Consider the following 15,226-nt stretch of genomic DNA (forward strand, 5'->3'; position numbering starts at 1 on the left):
GCCCCCGGCGTTTGTGCGTCAGCCGCAGTGGCCGGAGTCGCCGCCCGTGGCCGTGCCGATGACGCCCTGCCATACGGCGCAGTAGCCGCGAGCGGACATGTAGACGGGGCCGGCGTACGACGTGTACTGGCCGCTGTCGACGACCGGGTTGTGCTCGTAGTTGACGGCGATGTTGAGCTCGACGGCCATGTGGATCTTCGCGCCCGGGGTGTTGCGGATGGTCACTGCGCAGTTCTTGCCGGTCGACTCGTTCCAGGTCAGGAAGACCTTGCCGACGTTGCCGACCGGCGTGGAGTCGATGACCTTGTAGCCGGTGCCGCAGGCGCCGTTGTAGGTGGCTGCGGCTGCTGCCTTGGTGGTGGTGGCCGCCGAGGCCGGGGCGGTGGCGGCGACCGTGCCGCCGAGTGCCAGGGTGGCGAGGGCGGCGGCGGTCGTGGTGCGACGGGACAGCTTCATCTTCATCGTGGTGTTCCCCCTGTTGGCGTGCGTGATGATCAACTTGCTTGGGACGGTTGGTCGTTCCGTCCACGCAAGGTGAGACCCGGGAAGCCGTACGACAGTTGTGGCCCCTTTTGTCACCGTTCTGTCACCGGCGTTACGCCAACCGCGCGGCGTTTCCGGGGTTTTCGTCGTGCCGGGGTGCCGGGTCCGTCAGCATCGCTCCCGTGTTGACCACCGGCGCCCTCCGCGCCCATCTGCTGGCCGCCCGGCTGGCCGGACCCGTGGCGACCTCGCGGGAGGAGAGCCTGCGGAGTTATCGGGCCTTCGCGGCCCGGGATCCCCGGGTGCTGATCGGACTCGATCCCGAATGGACGTGGGGGCAGGGGGACTTGATCGGGCTGATGGCGGACAAGTGTGGGGTTTCGGCCGACCCTGCGCACACTTCCGGGCATGATGTGATCGATCCGGAGCGGACTCTGGCCGCGTTGGACGCCTTCGCCGATCGGTTGGGGGAGGTAGCGGAACGGAGTGGGGCCGTGCTTCTCGGGACCGGACATCCGCATCGACTGCTCGGGTTCTACGCCGCGTTGGCGGACGCCTTGTCGGCGGCGGGGTGTGCTGTTCTCACCCCTGCGCATGGTCGCTCTGTCGACATAACGACCCGGTTCGGTCTACGCACGTACAACCTTGACTACGTCCAGGGGGTCGGTCTGGTCCGCGAACCGGGCCCCGAACGCACCGGTTGTGAGCCCGGCGCACACACGCACTCACCGCTGCCGGTTCGTACCGTGCTGGGTGCGGCGGCGGAGGCCGGCGGGGTGCTTCCGGAGCTGGTGATCGGAGACCACGGGTGGGTCTGCGGAGCAGGTCAGCTGGGGTTTGAGGCCATTGGGCTGGCTGACACCGACGACCCCGCACTCTTCGTGGGTGAGGCCGAGGGGTCGGTGTCCGTGGTAGTTCCACTTGATGACGCCGTGCGGTCCGCTTACTACCGCCCGCTTACCCGCTACGTACTCAATCGAGCGTGTCTGTCACAGTAGGCCGCCGATGGGTGCACCTCTTCCCCACTCGCATCACACGCCCCTACATTGGGGAGTGAGCACGCAACGACGAAGAGTCACCGGAAGGGGAAGCCGGTGACCGTCGAGTGCGGAAGGTTCAGGTGTGTCATGGCTGCAGCTGGCGAGAGGCCTCTGAACGAGGTTCAGTTCCTTACCGTGGCGGAGGTCGCCTCGGTGATGCGAGTGTCGAAGATGACCGTGTACCGGTTGGTGCACAGCGGTCATCTGCCCGCTATCCGGGTGGGGCGGTCCTTCCGCGTCCCCGAGCAAGCGGTACACGAGTACCTTCGCGAGAGTTATGTGGGGGTGGAGACAGCCTGAGGCGATACCTCGATTACGACCTCAGCGCTCGGACGGGTAGGCTGGCCCCTTGTAGGTCGTATGGGCCCATGATGCCCAGCACCGAGTGATGAGAAGTGAGCGAGGGTAGTCGTGGGCTCTGTTATCAAGAAGCGGCGCAAGCGGATGGCTAAGAAGAAGCACCGCAAGCTGCTGAAGCGCACGCGCGTTCAGCGTCGTAACAAGAAGTAGGCGACGCGACGCAGCGAGAGCGTCTCCTGTGGCCCCCCACCAAATTCGGTGGGGGGCCACAGTTATGTTCCGGACTTTCGTCGGTCGGGCGGTCATCACAGCGCAACACCGAACCGCTAGGTTGGCCGCACACGGGTAACTCAGAAGGAAGGCGCTGATCTTGGGGAAGGTCGTGCTCGTGACCGGAGTGGCCCGTCAGCTGGGGGGCCGGTTCGTACGGCGGATCCAGCGTGATCCGCGGGTCGACCGGGTGATCGCCGTGGACGCGGTTCCGCCCGGGCACCATCTCGGGGGCGCGGAGTTCATCCAGGCCGACATCCGGCAGCCCACCATCGCGCGGGTGCTCGCCGAGTCGGGCGCCGACACCGTCGTCCACATGGACGTGACGGGCACCGCCCTGGGCAGCGGCAGCCGGACCACGGTCAAGGAGACCAACGTCATCGGCACCATGCAGCTGCTCGGCGCCTGCCAGAAGTCGCCGGTCGTGAAGCGCCTGGTGGTGAAGTCCAGTACGAACGTCTACGGCTCCGCCCCGCGCGACCCGGCCGTCTTCACCGAGGGCACCCCGCCGAAGTCCCTGCCGAGCGGCGGCTTCGCGAAGGACACCGTCGAGGTCGAGGGCTATGTGCGCGGCTTCGCCCGCCGCCGCCCCGACGTCGCCGTGTGCGTGCTGCGGTTCGCCAACATCCTTGGTCCTACGGCGGATTCGCCGCTCGCGTCGTACTTCTCGCTGCCGGTGCTGCCGACCGTGTTCGGCTACGACCCGCGGCTGCAGTTCGTGCACGAGGACGACGTGATCGACGTCCTGCGGATCGCCTCGCACGACCCGGAGCGGGGCACGCTCAACAGCGGCACCTTCAACATCGCCGGGGACGGCGTCCTGCTGCTCTCCCAGTGCTCGCGACGCCTGGGCCGCCCGACCGTGCCGCTGCTGCTGCCCGCGGTCACCTGGGCCGGTTCCCTGGTGCGTACGCTGGGGATGACGGACTTCTCCCCGGAGCAGATCCGGTTGCTCACCCACGGCCGGGTCGTGTCGACGGTCCAGATGCGCGAGACGCTGGGGTACAAGCCGAAGTACACGACCGCCGAGACCTTCGCGGACTTCGCGCGCAGCCAGGGCCCGGGGCTGCTGCCGCCGGAGGTCCTCGCGGGAGCCGTCGACCGGATCGCCGCGCTGTCCAAGTCGGGCAGTGGCCACCCCCCGACGCCGAGCGCCAACTGAGGAGCGCATCAACGATGGCGGATGCCAAGGTCATTCCGTTCGACGACGACCGGTCCCGCGCGAACGGCGTGCAGCGGCCGCAGCGGCGCCGGAGCACGGGGAACCGGCGCAAGAACGGCGAACCCGCGCTGGTCCGTGAGGTCCAGCCCCTGCCGGGCCGGGACTTCGCGCAGGATGATGTTCCTGTGACGCGTGAGGAACAAGAGCCGGAGAAGCCGCAGGACGAGGAGATCCAGAGTCTCCAGAGCGCCCTGGAACGCCGGGTCGCCCACGGCCTGTCGTTCCTGCGCCGCCGACTGACCGGGGACTACGACGTCGACGACTTCGGCTACGACGAGGAGCTCACCGACGAGGTCCTGATGCCGGCGCTGCGCCCGTTGTACGAGAAGTACTTCCGGGTCGAGGTCAAGGGCATCGAGAACATCCCGGCGGAGGGCGGCGCGCTGATCGTCGCCAACCACTCCGGGACGCTGCCGCTGGACGGCGTGATGATGCAGATCGCCGTCCACGACAACCACCCCGCGGGCCGGCACCTTCGGCTCCTCGCGGCGGACCTCGTCTTCATGCTCCCGGTGGTCAACGAACTCGCCCGCAAGGCCGGTCACACGTTGGCCTGCGCGGAGGACGCCGAACGGCTGCTGGGCCGGGGCGAGTTGGTCGGTGTGATGCCGGAGGGCTTCAAGGGCATCGGCAAGCCGTTCAGCGAGCGCTACAAACTCCAGCGCTTCGGCCGCGGCGGCTTCGTCTCCACCGCCCTGCGCAAGGGCACGCCGATCATCCCGTGCTCGATCGTCGGGGCGGAGGAGATCTACCCGATGATCGGCAACTCGAAGACGCTGGCCCGCGTCCTGGGCTTCCCGTACTTCCCGATCACGCCCACGTTCCCGTGGCTGGGTCCGCTGGGTGCGATCCCGCTCCCCACGAAGTGGACGATCCAGTTCGGCGAGCCGATCCCCACGGCCGGCTACCCGCCGGAGGCCGCCGAGGACCCGATGCTGATGTTCAACCTCACGGACCAGGTGAGGGAACAGATCCAGCACACGTTGTACAAGTTGCTGGTGCAGCGGCGGTCGGTGTTTTTCTAGTCTCGGTTCCGCAGTTCCTTAGTTCCTTGGCTGCGGGCCGGTGGGGGTTGGTCGCGCAGTTCCCCGCGCCCCTAAAAAACGATGGGCGCCCCTCGCTGGAAGGGCGCCCATCGGGCTAATTCGCGTCCTCGCTGTCGATGCCCAAGCCCGGCAGCAAGCCCGGCAACAGCGGTGGCAGCGTGACATCCGGCTCAGTGATCGACGGCTTGCTCGCGGACGGCGACTCCGTGCCGGTGGCCTTCGGGGGGTCCAGGAGGCCTCCCGTGTTGCCGCCGAGGAGGCCGTCGCCGGCGGTGGCGGACGAACTCGGGGTGCTGGAGTGGCTGGTCTCGGAGGAGTCGTCGGTAGTGCTCGGTGCCGTCGAGCGGTGCGAGCCCGTCGAGCCGCCCGTGGACGTCGTACCCGGCGCGCGGTGCTTGCCGGTGCCGGGGGCCGTCGCCGGAGGCTGGGGGAGCAGCGACTGGAGCGGGGCGACCTCTTCGTCTATGGCGTCGAAGACCGAGGAGACCTGGTCGCTGACGTCGCCGAGCTGGACGGGGAGGCGGTCGCGCAGGGCGCCCCAGGCCTCGCGGTGCGAGCGGGAGAACGCGGAGAGGGCCTGGATGGGGCCCAGCGAGTTCGGGTCCTGCTCGTACGCCTCGTGCAGCAGGCGGTGGCCCTCGGACGCGTCGTGGGTCATCCCGGCGAGCGTGCGGCGGATCTCGCCGAGCTGCTCGTGGTCGAGGTGGCCGCTGCGGTCCCGCTCGATCAGCCGGCGTGCCTCGCTCAGGCGGTTGGACGCCTGGTCGAGGTAGGCCACACCGCGCTGGTCGTCGCCGTCGGACAGGTAGTTGAGCTTGAAGTCCTCGATGCCGCGCTTCAGGCCGTAGAGCGAGTCACCGGGCAGGGCGCCCGAGCTCGCCGCGGCCACTCCGCCGAAGGCACCCGCGGCGACCCCGACGCTCAGTCCGCCGGCCGCGAGGCCCTTGGTGAGCCGGGACCGCGGTCGCAGCTTGCCCAGACCGGTGGCCCGGTGCGTACCCCGGGACCGGGGGGAGCGCTGCTCCGGTACCGAGGGTGCGGGTGCCTCGCCTTGCAGCATGGCCTCGAACGCGGCGACCAGCTGAGCCCGCTGGACCACCTTGACCTCGGGGTCCAGTACGGGTTTGGGCAGCTCGCCGAGACCGGTGGCGAAGGCCAGCATGCGGCCCTGCTCGGTCTGTTCCGCAGCAGCCGGGGTGGCCGGAGCCGGTCCTTCGGACTGCTCGGCCGCCGTACCCCGGTCGGACTGCTCCTCATCCAGGGCCTGGGCGAAGGCGTTCGCCCGCCGGTGCGCCGATACGTTCGCGATCACTGGCGGCACCTCCTCTCGCGTCATCACGGTCGACTCCCCAGGGGGTCCTGAGGGTTGCACAGCCTGACCGCATCCACACGATCGAGTGATCGGGGAGGGTCAGGTCGTGACCACAGGGAGCCTGTATCCCGCACAACGAGTGGCGCGGCACTTGGGTTACGGACGACGGATGATCCGACCGCGAACTCAACGGACTTTCACTGAGCGCGAGTTGGGCGCTACCGAGCGTGTGCCGTCAGCGGGCGTCGTCCGGGAGGAGCCGGGCGAGAGTGCGCACGGCCCGGTACTGGAGGGTCTTGATCGCACCCTCGTTCTTGCCCATCACGCGGGCGGTCTCCGCGACGGAGAGGCCCTGGAGGAAGCGGAGCGTGACGCACTCCTGCTGCTGCGGGTTGAGCCGCCGTACGGCGTCGAGCAGTGCGGCGTTCGACAGGGACTCCAGGACGGAGTCCTCGGGGGAGCGCTCGACCTCGTTGGCGTCGAGCATCTCGCCGGTGGTCACTTCCAGCCGGAAGCGGCTCGACTTGAAGTGGTCGGCGACCAGGTTGCGGGCGATCGTCACCAGCCAGGCGCCGAAGTCACGGCCCTGATAGGTGAACGTGCCGATGCGGCGCAGGGCGCGCAGAAAGGTCTCGCTGGTGAGGTCCTCGGCGGTGGCTTTGCCTCCCACTCGGTAGTAGATGTACCGGTACACAGTGTCGCTGTACTGGTCGTAGAGGCGGCCGAAGGCGTCGGCTTCGCCGGCCTGGGCACGCTCCACGAGGTCCATCATCCGGGCGCTGTCGCTGTCAGCGGCCGGACGGCGTGCGGTGGCGGCGCCGGCCGAGCGCCCTCGTCTGCCAACAGCCGCGCCGCCGTCGGCCAGTGCATAGCACGGGCCTACGGGTGCGGTGGTGGCGAAGGCGGCGGGGACGGCGTACGCGGTGGGGACGAAGCCGCGCAACAGGTCTTGGACCGTTGCGCGCAGCGTAGCCAGGCCCGAGGCGTCAACCCCGACGTGTGGGTACACGGGACTCCCAGAGGCAGAGCTTCCATCACGTGCAGTACCGGAACATTCACCCGTCGTAGCGACGGAGGGGTACCGGATTGCGTCTGAGGAGAATAACGCTTCGTGCAGGCGCTGCTACACCCAGTTGCTCAAATCATCGATTACGTCGCTTCTGTAACCGGTTGACGCCCGATCAAGTACCGCAGAGTGACCGGTTGTTGATCAGAACGGTCCGAATTCAGTCAGGGACCGGGGCGTGTTGTGGCCGTGTGCAGCCAACGTGACTGGACAGGGGGTTACGCGGGTACGACTCGTGGATTGGCTGTGTTTACCGCGTCACCGGCGTCGGCGATGCAAAGCGATCGCCGCGGCCGTGCCGCCCGCCACCGCGCCGACGCCGGCCGCCGCCGGGATGCCGACCTTGGCCGCCTTGCGGGCCGTTCGGTAGTCGCGCAGCCGCCAGTCCAGCTCGCGCGCGTGCTTGCGCAGCTTGGAGTCCGGGTTGATGGCGTAGGGGTGCCCGACCAGCGAGAGCATCGGGATGTCGTTGTGCGAGTCGCTGTACGCGGCGCAGCGCGAGAGGTCCAGGCCCTCCGCCGCCGCCAACGCCCGTACCGCCTCCGCCTTCGCGGGGCCGTGCAGGGGTTCGCCGACCAACTTGCCGGTGTAGACGCCGTCGACGGACTCGGCGACCGTGCCGAGGGCGCCGGTGAGGCCGAGGCGGCGGGCGATCACGTTGGCGATCTCCACCGGGGCCGCTGTGACGAGCCACACCTTCTGACCCGCGGCGAGGTGTGCCTCGGCGAGGGCGCGGGTGCCGGGCCAGATGCGCTCGGCCATGTACTCGTCGTAGATCTCCTCGCCGATCGACTGGAGTTCGGCGACGCGGTGGCCCTTGACGATGGAGAGCGCGGAGTCGCGCGCCTCCTGCATGTGCTCGGGGTCCTCGGAGCCGGCGAGCCTGAACCAGGCCTGCTGCCAGGCGAACTTGAGGAGGTCGCGGGTCTCGAAGAACTTCCGTTTGTGCAGGCCGCGGCCGAAGTGGAAGATCGACGCGCCCTGCATGACGGTGTTGTCCAGGTCGAAGAACGCGGCCGCTCTGTCGTCGCCGAGGACCGGGAACTCCGGTTCCTCAGCTGCTGTTTCCTGCGCGAGGGCGTCCTGTATGTCCTGCGCGTCCTGCGACGACTTGCGCGCTGCCTCCGCAGAGGCCTCGCCTGCCAACACACTTCGCGCCGTGGCGGAGCGCCTACGGGGAGTGAGCCATCCGAGAGCGGCCATGTCGTGAGCATAGCCAGTTTGTTCGGTGGTTCCGGAGCCGAGAGGTTCGGAGGCTGTGAACTCTCCGCGACCGGGCCGTTAAAGAAGTGCTTCGGTGGCGCGAGAATGGTGTGCATGAGTCATCTCGTCACCCTCATCCGCAAGCCCGGCTGCCATCTGTGCGAGGACGCGCAGCTCGTCGTCGAGAAGGTCTGCGCCGACCTCGGGGTCCCCTGGGAAGAGAAGGACATCACCGAGGATCAGCGACTCCACGACGAGTACTGGGAGCAGATTCCGGTCGTGCTCATCGATGGGAAACAGCACACCTTCTGGCGGGTGGACGAGGCCCGTCTGCGCCGGGAACTGACCAAGTAGTTCAACGCGCGCCCGAACGTCGCTTAGGATCGACGGCGGTTTGGTCTCGGGGGCGGGAATTACGAGGAGTGTGGCGGTTTTGCCCCCTGGAATACGTCTGGGACGCGTGCGCGTGACCCCGGTCACGTTGCCCGGGCAAATCGGACACCATCTTTGTGCACGCGTTCACAAAGACATAGCCTGCTTCCGACGGGGCGGTCTGGGTACGTGTGACCGCCCACAGCCCCGCTCTACCCGCAGGAGCACCGTGGCAACTGGCCGAACTCACCGACCGGCGAGCCGTAGCCGAGGGATTCCCGAGGCCACCGTCGCCCGTCTCCCGCTGTACCTCCGCGCGCTGACCGGACTCTCGGAGCGCTCGGTACCCACGGTCTCCTCCGAGGAGCTCGCGGCCGCCGCGGGGGTCAACTCCGCGAAGCTGCGCAAGGACTTCTCGTACCTGGGTTCCTACGGCACCCGCGGTGTGGGCTACGACGTCGAGTACCTCGTCTACCAGATCTCCCGCGAGCTGGGCCTGACCCAGGACTGGCCGGTCGTGATCGTCGGTATCGGAAACCTGGGCGCCGCGCTCGCCAACTACGGCGGGTTCGCCTCCCGCGGCTTCCGGGTCGCCGCGCTCATCGACGCCGACCCGGCGATGGCCGGCAAGCCCGTCGCGGGCATCCCGGTGCAGCACGCGGACGAGCTGGAGAAGATCGTCAGCGACAACGGCGTCTCCATCGGCGTCATCGCCACCCCCGCCGGTGCCGCCCAGCCGGTCTGCGACCGTCTTGTGGCCGCCGGTGTGACGTCCATTCTGAACTTCGCGCCGACCGTGCTGACCGTCCCGGACGGCGTCGACGTCCGCAAGGTCGACCTCTCGATCGAGCTGCAGATCCTCGCCTTCCACGAGCAGCGCAAGGCCGGCGAGGAGGCCGCCAACCAGGCGGCGCACCCGACCGCCGCGCGTCGTGACGACTCCGCCGAGCAGGGCCCTGACGGGGACGTCCCCGCCGTGATGCCGGCATGAGTCTCCTCGTCGTAGGGCTGAGCCATCGCAGCGCGCCGGTCAGCGTGCTGGAGCGGGCGACGCTGAACGCGGACGCCCAGTTCAAGCTCCTCCAGGACACGGTCGCCGCCGAACCGGCCGCCGAGGCCGCGGTGTTGGCCACCTGCAACCGCATCGAGCTCTACGCCGACGTGGACAAGTTCCACGCGGGCGTCGCGGAGTTGTCCACGCTGCTCGCCCAGCACAGCGGGGTCGGCCTGGACGAGCTCACTCCCTATCTCTACGTGCACTACGAGGACCGGGCCGTCCACCACCTCTTCTCGGTGGCCTGCGGTCTCGACTCGATGGTGGTCGGCGAGGGCCAGATCCTCGGCCAGATCAAGGACTCCCTGGCCAAGGCGCAGGAACTGCACTCCGCCGGGCGGCTGTTGAACGAGCTGTTCCAGCAGGCCCTCCGGGTCGGCAAGCGCGCCCACTCCGAGACCGGCATCGACCGTGCGGGCCAGTCCCTGGTCACCTTCGGCCTTCAACAGCTCTCTTCCGGGGCGCCAGTTGAGGCCTGGGCGAAGGGGAAACGGGCCCTGGTGATCGGCGCCGGCTCCATGTCGTCGCTGGCCGCCGCGACCCTCGCGCGTGCCGGGGTCGCCGAGATCGTTGTCGCCAACCGCACCTCCGACCGCGCCGAGCGGCTCGCCCAGATCATCACCGAGAGCCCCGAAACGGACGTGTCCGCCCGCGCGGTACCGATGGATTCGGTGCCGTTCGAGCTGACACGTGCCGATGTCGCCGTGTCCTGCACGGGCGCGACGGGGCTTGTCCTGACGGCCGAGACGGTCGCCGCAGCGGTCGAGGGCCGGGTGTCACAGGACGCCGCGGTCGGTCGTACGGCCGTGGCGGAGGTCGTGCGGGAAGAGCTTCCGCCGACGTCCGTCGGGACCGAGGACGGGTGTCCGCTGGACCTCTCCGCGGTGCAGGCGGCGAGTGGCTTCTCCGTGATGGGGGAGGCCGCCGTGGCCGGGATGGACGCGGCGACGCTGGAGCAGCACGCGGCCTGGGCCGGCGGTACGGCTCTGGACCGGCGTGAGGCGGCCCGGCGTTCGCCCGAGGCCGAGGCCGAACTCATCACCGAACTTGCCGCCATGGCCACGACCGTCGGACGGATCCCCGAGCGGCGCAGGCCCGAACCGGTCGCCCATATCCCGCGCCCCGCGCCGGTGTTGTCGTTCCTCGACCTCGCGATGCCGCGGGACGTGGACGCGGCCGTGCACCGGCTGGCCGGGGTGCTGCTCGTGGACATCGAGTCGCTCGCCGAGGCTTCGGCCGACGCTCCGATGGCGGCGGACGTGGACGCGGTCCGGCGTATCGTCTCCGACGAGGTCGCGGCCTTCGGGGCAGCCCAGCGGGCCGCGCACATCACGCCGACCGTGGTCGCCCTGCGCGCCATGGCCGCCGAGGTCGTCGCGGGTGAGATCGCCCGGCTCGACGGACGGCTGCCCGGCCTCGACGACAAGCACCGCGCGGAGATCACCCAGACCGTGCGACGCGTCGTCGACAAGCTGCTGCACGCGCCGACCGTACGGGTCAAGCAGCTCGCGGCCGAGCCCGGCGGCGCCGGGTACGCGGACGCGCTGCGCACCCTGTTCGACCTGGACCAGGAGACGGTGGCCTCCGTCTCCAGGGCCGTAGAAGACTCTGAGATCAGCAAGAACCGAGGGCCAGCATGAGAAGCACGCGTGAGCCGCAGGGGCGCGCCGGTGTCGAGAGACCGAGCGCGCGGAGGCCCGAAGGGCTGAGCACGGTCGGTCTCTCGACACCGGCTGAGGCGCCCCGGAGGCGGGAGCAGGGAAAAGGGGCACCACTGAGGCTCGGGACCAGGCGAAGCAGACTCGCCCTGGCCCAGTCCGGGTTGGTGGCGGACGCCGTGAGCCAGGTGACCGGACGGCCTGTCGAGCTCGTCGAGATCACCACCTACGGCGACACCTCCCGCGAGCACCTCGCCCAGATCGGCGGCACCGGGGTCTTCGTGACCGCGCTGCGGGACGCGCTGCTCGGCGGTGAGGTCGACTTCGCGGTTCATTCGCTCAAGGACCTGCCGACCGCGCAGCACCCGGAGTTGGTGCTCGCCGCGATCCCGGAGCGCGAGGACCCGCGGGACGTGCTCGTCGCCAAGGACGCCCTGAAGTTCACCGACCTGCCCCGCGGGGCGCGCATCGGTACGGGCTCCCCCCGGCGCACGGCCCAGCTGAACGCGTACGCGCGCAGCCACGGCCTCGACATCGAGACGGTTCCGATCCGCGGGAACATCGACACCCGCGTCGGCTTCGTACGGGACGGTGAGCTGGACGCCGTGGTCCTGGCCGCCGCCGGACTGAGCCGGATCGGCCGACTCGACGACGTGACCGACTTCCTGTCGGTCGACACGGTTCTGCCCGCCCCCGGCCAGGGGGCACTGGCGATCGAATGTGCCGCGGACAACGCGGACTTGATCGCGGCACTCGGTGAGCTCGACGACCCGTTCACGCGGGTCGCCGTGACTGCCGAAAGGTCCCTGCTCGCCGCCCTGGAGGCCGGCTGCTCCGCCCCTGTGGGCGCGCTGGCCGACCTGCTGGCCGACGGGCAGATTGTCAAGGAAATGCGCCTGCGCGGAATAGTCGGCACGACCGACGGTTCGCGTACGGTGCAGCTGTCCACCACCGGTCCCGTGCCCGAGACGCATGACCAAGCACTGGCGCTCGGTCGCGAACTCGCCGCCGAGATGCTTGCCCAGGGCGCGGCCGGTCTGATGGGGGAGCAAGCCAAGTGAGCCCCACCACTCTTCCCGCCGCCGGTCCTGAACACGGGCACGTCACCTTCCTGGGTGCCGGACCCGGAGATCCGGGACTGCTCACACTGCGCGCCGTAGAGGCGCTGGCGAACGCGGACGTTCTCGTCGCCGAGCACGAGGTGCTCGACGTCGTACGTGCGCACGCCCGACCCGGCGTAGCCGTCGTGCATCCGGATCCGAGTCCTTCTTCGGGCTCGCTCCCGGGCACAGGCACGCCTCAACTAACGGTTGTTGACGGTGCGTCAACAACCGTTGGCCTACCCGCTGTGCGGGATGCGGCACATCTTGTCATGGAGGCCGCGCGGGGCGGCAGGCGGGTCGTACGTGCGGTGTCCGGGGACCCCGGACTAGATACGTACGCCGCCGAGGAAATGCTCGCCTGCGTCGCCGCGGGTGTGCCTTTCGAGGTCGTCCCGGGTGTCGCGGCGGCCGTCGGCGTGCCCGCGTACGCCGGTGTTCCGCTGCGGGACGCGCAGGGGGCGGACGTCCGGTTCGTGGACGCCCGTACCGCGTCGGACCGGTGCTGGACGGAGGTGGGGGCGTCGGACGGCACGGTTGTCGTGTCGACGTCTCTGGACTCCGTGGCTTCGGCTGCTGGTGAGCTGGTGGCTGCCGGTCGTAAGCCTGATACGCCTATGACCGTCACAGTGGCTGGTACGACCACTCGTCAGCGGACCTGGTCCGCGACGCTCGGGACGATCGCGCAGACGCTGAAGCAGGCGAAGGTGCTGCCGTCCCCGGAAGGTGGCCGGCCGGTGATAGCCGTGGTCGGTGAGCGGTCCGCCGCCGCGCAGCGCGACCAGTTGTCGTGGTTCGAGTCCAAGCCGTTGTTCGGCTGGAAGGTGCTCGTGCCGCGTACTAAGGAGCAGGCGGCGTCGCTCTCCGACCAGTTGCGGTCGTACGGGGCTGTTCCGCACGAGGTGCCGACGATCGCTGTCGAGCCGCCTCGGACGCCTCAGCAGATGGAGCGGGCGGTCAAGGGGCTCGTCACTGGGCGGTATGAGTGGATCGCTTTTACGTCGGTGAACGCCGTCAAGGCCGTGCGGGAGAAGTTCGAGGAGTACGGGCTTGATGCTCGTGCCTTTGCCGGGATCAAGGTCGCGGCTGTGGGGGAGTCGACCGCCAAGGCGCTTGTTGCCTTTGGTGTGAAGCCGGATCTGGTGCCCAGCGGGGAGCAGTCTGCTGCTGGGTTGCTGGAGGACTGGCCGCCTTACGATCCCGTTTTTGATCCGATCGACCGGGTGTTCCTGCCTCGTGCTGACATCGCTACGGAGACGCTGGTCGCCGGGCTGATCGAGCTCGGGTGGGAGGTGGATGACGTGACCGCGTACCGGACTGTGCGGGCCTCGCCGCCGCCTGCCGATACGCGGGAGGCGATCAAGGGGGGTGGCTTTGATGCCGTTCTCTTTACGTCGTCTTCTACGGTGCGGAATCTGGTCGGTATCGCCGGGAAGCCGCACAACGTGACGGTGATCGCGTGTATTGGGCCTGCTACGGCGAAGACCGCCGAGGAGCATGGGCTGCGGGTGGATGTGATGGCTCCGGAGCCGTCTGTGCACAAGTTGGCCGAGGCCTTGGCGAACTTCGGGTTGCGTAGGCGGGCGGCGGCTCAGGAGGCGGGGGATCCGGTTACTCGGCCCAGTGAGCGTCGGCCTGGTGCGCGGCGTCGGCGTACGACCTGAGGTTGAGGGGTCGGTTGCGGTGAGTGGGGGGCTGGGGGCGCGGGGATATTTCGCCCCCGCCGCCCCTACCCGTCCCATCCCTGGGGGCTGCCGCCCCCAGACCCCCGCTTCGGCCTGGACGGCCTCGTCCTCAAACGCCGGACGGGCTGGGTGGTGGCGGCCTGTGTTTGTAAGGTGCCGGACGGGCTGGGTGGTGGCGGCCTGTGTTTGTAAGGTGCCGGACGGGCTGAGTGAAGCCGGCCCGTGTTTGTAAGGTGCTGGAAAGTGCACCCGAGAAACGCATGGGAGCGCACCGAAGTATCCGCAACCTATGCCGAAATGTGCACCGACTCACCGTCGGCAAAGGTGCCCCTGAGGCGGGCGTAGCGTAGAAGCCATGACGATGTACGGATCCTTTCCCGGCTCGCGGCCCCGGCGGTTGCGGACCTCCCCCGTGATGCGGCGCATGGTTGCCGAGACGCGGTTGCATCCTGCCGACTTCATCCTTCCTGCCTTTGTGCGCGAGGGGATCAGTGAGCCGGTGCCGATCTCTGCCATGCCTGGGGTCGTGCAGCACACTCGGGACAGTTTGAAGAAGGCTGCCGCTGAGGCTGTTGCCGCCGGGATTTCCGGGATCATGCTTTTTGGGGTGCCGGAGGAGTCCAAGAAGGACGCCCTGGGGACTCCTGGGACCGATCCTGATGGGATTCTGCAGGTCGCGTTGCGGGATGTGCGGGCCGAGGTCGGGGACGAGTTGCTCGTCATGTCCGATCTCTGTCTTGATGAGACCACCGATCATGGGCACTGTGGCGTGCTGGACGAGCTTGGGCGCGTTGACAATGACGCCACCCTTGAGCGGTATGCCGAGATGGCTCAGGTGCAGGCCGACGCGGGGGCTCATGTCGTCGGGCCCAGCGGGATGATGGACGGGCAGATCGGGGTCGTGCGGGACGCGCTCGATCAGATCGGGCGGGAGGACGTGGCGATCCTCGCCTACTCCGTCAAGTACGCGTCCGCGTTCTTCGGGCCGTTCCGTGAGGCCGTGGGTTCCTCGCTCACGGGGGACCGCAAGACGTACCAGCAGGACCCGGCCAACGCACGGGAATCCATGCGGGAGTTGGCGCTCGACCTGGAGGAGGGTGCCGACATGGTGATGGTCAAGCCGGCGGGGCCCTACCTCGACATCCTGGCCAAGGTCGCCGAGGTCTCGGACGTGCCCGTCGCCGCCTATCAGATCTCCGGCGAGTACTCGATGATCGAGGCCGCCGCCGAGAAGGGCTGGATCGACCGGGACAAGGCGATCTTCGAGGCGCTCACCGGCATCAAGCGGGCCGGGGCGCAGAACATCCTCACGTACTGGGCGGTGGAGGCGGCGCAGAAGCTGCGCTGATCGCCGGAGCCCGCCCCGCTGAACGCCCGTCAATAGGCAACGCTTCGAAGTCGTTCCGGCTTCGAGG

General features: G+C 68.9%; 15 protein-coding genes. 11 read left to right on the forward strand and 4 right to left on the reverse strand.

Annotated elements, in window-relative coordinates:
• Nucleotides 1–18: 18 nt before the first annotated feature.
• Nucleotides 19–462, reverse strand: coding sequence for a spore-associated protein A (locus OG588_RS28620; RefSeq protein ID WP_405949788.1), 444 nt, complete (start codon nucleotides 460–462; stop codon nucleotides 19–21).
• 203 nt (nucleotides 463–665) lie between these two features.
• On the opposite strand from OG588_RS28620, the gene OG588_RS28625 reads away from it, so the two are divergent.
• The 5 genes from OG588_RS28625 to OG588_RS28645 all read left to right on the forward strand — a co-directional run bounded on the left by OG588_RS28625 (nucleotide 666) and on the right by OG588_RS28645 (nucleotide 4,340).
• Nucleotides 666–1,481, forward strand: a complete 816-nt coding sequence (locus tag OG588_RS28625; protein WP_405949789.1) for a phosphatase — start codon at nucleotides 666–668, stop codon at nucleotides 1,479–1,481.
• Nucleotides 1,482–1,610: 129 nt separating this feature from the next.
• Nucleotides 1,611–1,823, forward strand: coding sequence for a helix-turn-helix domain-containing protein (locus OG588_RS28630; RefSeq protein WP_004984898.1), 213 nt, complete (start codon nucleotides 1,611–1,613; stop codon nucleotides 1,821–1,823).
• 111 nt (nucleotides 1,824–1,934) lie between these two features.
• The gene (locus tag OG588_RS28635; RefSeq protein WP_003948845.1) at nucleotides 1,935–2,033 is read left to right on the forward strand and encodes a 30S ribosomal protein bS22; all 99 of its coding nucleotides are present in this window, start codon (nucleotides 1,935–1,937) and stop codon (nucleotides 2,031–2,033) included.
• A gap of 160 nt (nucleotides 2,034–2,193) precedes the next feature.
• Nucleotides 2,194–3,255 carry an NAD-dependent epimerase/dehydratase family protein gene (locus OG588_RS28640; protein ID WP_405949790.1) on the forward strand — a complete coding sequence of 354 codons (1,062 nt, stop codon included), beginning with the start codon at nucleotides 2,194–2,196 and terminating at the stop codon, nucleotides 3,253–3,255.
• Between the two features lie 14 nt (nucleotides 3,256–3,269).
• Nucleotides 3,270–4,340, forward strand: coding sequence for a lysophospholipid acyltransferase family protein (locus tag OG588_RS28645; protein WP_405949791.1), 1,071 nt, complete (start codon nucleotides 3,270–3,272; stop codon nucleotides 4,338–4,340).
• Nucleotides 4,341–4,455: 115 nt separating this feature from the next.
• Here the strand turns inward: OG588_RS28645 and OG588_RS28650 are convergent, their stop codons facing one another.
• From OG588_RS28650 to OG588_RS28660, 3 genes are all read right to left on the reverse strand, one after another.
• On the reverse strand, nucleotides 4,456–5,673 hold the full coding sequence (locus OG588_RS28650) for a DUF5667 domain-containing protein (RefSeq protein WP_405949792.1): 1,218 nt from the start codon (nucleotides 5,671–5,673) through the stop codon (nucleotides 4,456–4,458).
• Nucleotides 5,674–5,908: 235 nt separating this feature from the next.
• Nucleotides 5,909–6,682, reverse strand: a complete 774-nt coding sequence (locus OG588_RS28655; protein ID WP_026151088.1) for an ECF subfamily RNA polymerase sigma factor, BldN family — start codon at nucleotides 6,680–6,682, stop codon at nucleotides 5,909–5,911.
• Between the two features lie 315 nt (nucleotides 6,683–6,997).
• On the reverse strand, nucleotides 6,998–7,942 hold the full coding sequence (locus OG588_RS28660; protein WP_366099278.1) for an HAD-IB family hydrolase: 945 nt from the start codon (nucleotides 7,940–7,942) through the stop codon (nucleotides 6,998–7,000).
• A gap of 105 nt (nucleotides 7,943–8,047) precedes the next feature.
• Here OG588_RS28660 and OG588_RS28665 point away from each other — a divergent pair, with 105 nt between their 5' ends.
• The 6 genes from OG588_RS28665 to hemB all read left to right on the forward strand — a co-directional run bounded on the left by OG588_RS28665 (nucleotide 8,048) and on the right by hemB (nucleotide 15,159).
• On the forward strand, nucleotides 8,048–8,296 hold the full coding sequence (locus OG588_RS28665) for a glutaredoxin family protein (protein WP_033282409.1): 249 nt from the start codon (nucleotides 8,048–8,050) through the stop codon (nucleotides 8,294–8,296).
• A gap of 247 nt (nucleotides 8,297–8,543) precedes the next feature.
• The gene (locus OG588_RS28670; protein ID WP_019061353.1) at nucleotides 8,544–9,305 is read left to right on the forward strand and encodes a redox-sensing transcriptional repressor Rex; all 762 of its coding nucleotides are present in this window, start codon (nucleotides 8,544–8,546) and stop codon (nucleotides 9,303–9,305) included.
• Nucleotides 9,302–11,008: a glutamyl-tRNA reductase gene (locus OG588_RS28675; RefSeq protein ID WP_405949793.1), complete on the forward strand. Its 1,707-nt coding sequence runs from the start codon at nucleotides 9,302–9,304 to the stop codon at nucleotides 11,006–11,008. The genes OG588_RS28670 and OG588_RS28675 overlap by 4 nt, the downstream gene beginning before the upstream one ends.
• A gap of 134 nt (nucleotides 11,009–11,142) precedes the next feature.
• Nucleotides 11,143–12,087, forward strand: a complete 945-nt coding sequence (gene hemC / locus OG588_RS28680; RefSeq protein ID WP_405953239.1) for a hydroxymethylbilane synthase — start codon at nucleotides 11,143–11,145, stop codon at nucleotides 12,085–12,087.
• Nucleotides 12,084–13,790 carry a uroporphyrinogen-III synthase gene (locus OG588_RS28685; RefSeq protein WP_405949794.1) on the forward strand — a complete coding sequence of 569 codons (1,707 nt, stop codon included), beginning with the start codon at nucleotides 12,084–12,086 and terminating at the stop codon, nucleotides 13,788–13,790. The genes hemC and OG588_RS28685 overlap by 4 nt, the downstream gene beginning before the upstream one ends.
• Before the next feature lie 376 nt (nucleotides 13,791–14,166).
• A complete protein-coding gene (gene hemB, locus OG588_RS28690; protein ID WP_405949795.1) occupies nucleotides 14,167–15,159 on the forward strand; it encodes a porphobilinogen synthase in 993 nt (330 codons plus the stop codon).
• Nucleotides 15,160–15,226: the final 67 nt, after the last annotated feature.

The organism is Streptomyces prunicolor (assembly GCF_045162825.1).
GTDB classification, from domain to species: Bacteria; Actinomycetota; Actinomycetes; order Streptomycetales; family Streptomycetaceae; genus Streptomyces; species Streptomyces prunicolor.

Excerpts from the sequence above, each read along its gene's own strand:
- OG588_RS28620 (WP_405949788.1), bottom strand. The coding sequence starts at position 462 with ATGAAGATGAAGCTGTCCCGTCGCACCACGACCGCCGCCGCCCTCGCC.
- OG588_RS28630 (WP_004984898.1), top strand. The coding sequence starts at position 1,611 with ATGGCTGCAGCTGGCGAGAGGCCTCTGAACGAGGTTCAGTTCCTTACC.
- OG588_RS28645 (WP_405949791.1), top strand. The coding sequence starts at position 3,270 with ATGGCGGATGCCAAGGTCATTCCGTTCGACGACGACCGGTCCCGCGCG.
- OG588_RS28660 (WP_366099278.1), bottom strand. The coding sequence starts at position 7,942 with ATGGCCGCTCTCGGATGGCTCACTCCCCGTAGGCGCTCCGCCACGGCG.
- OG588_RS28665 (WP_033282409.1), top strand. The coding sequence starts at position 8,048 with ATGGTGTGCATGAGTCATCTCGTCACCCTCATCCGCAAGCCCGGCTGC.
- OG588_RS28675 (WP_405949793.1), top strand. The coding sequence starts at position 9,302 with ATGAGTCTCCTCGTCGTAGGGCTGAGCCATCGCAGCGCGCCGGTCAGC.
- hemB (WP_405949795.1), top strand. The coding sequence starts at position 14,167 with ATGACGATGTACGGATCCTTTCCCGGCTCGCGGCCCCGGCGGTTGCGG.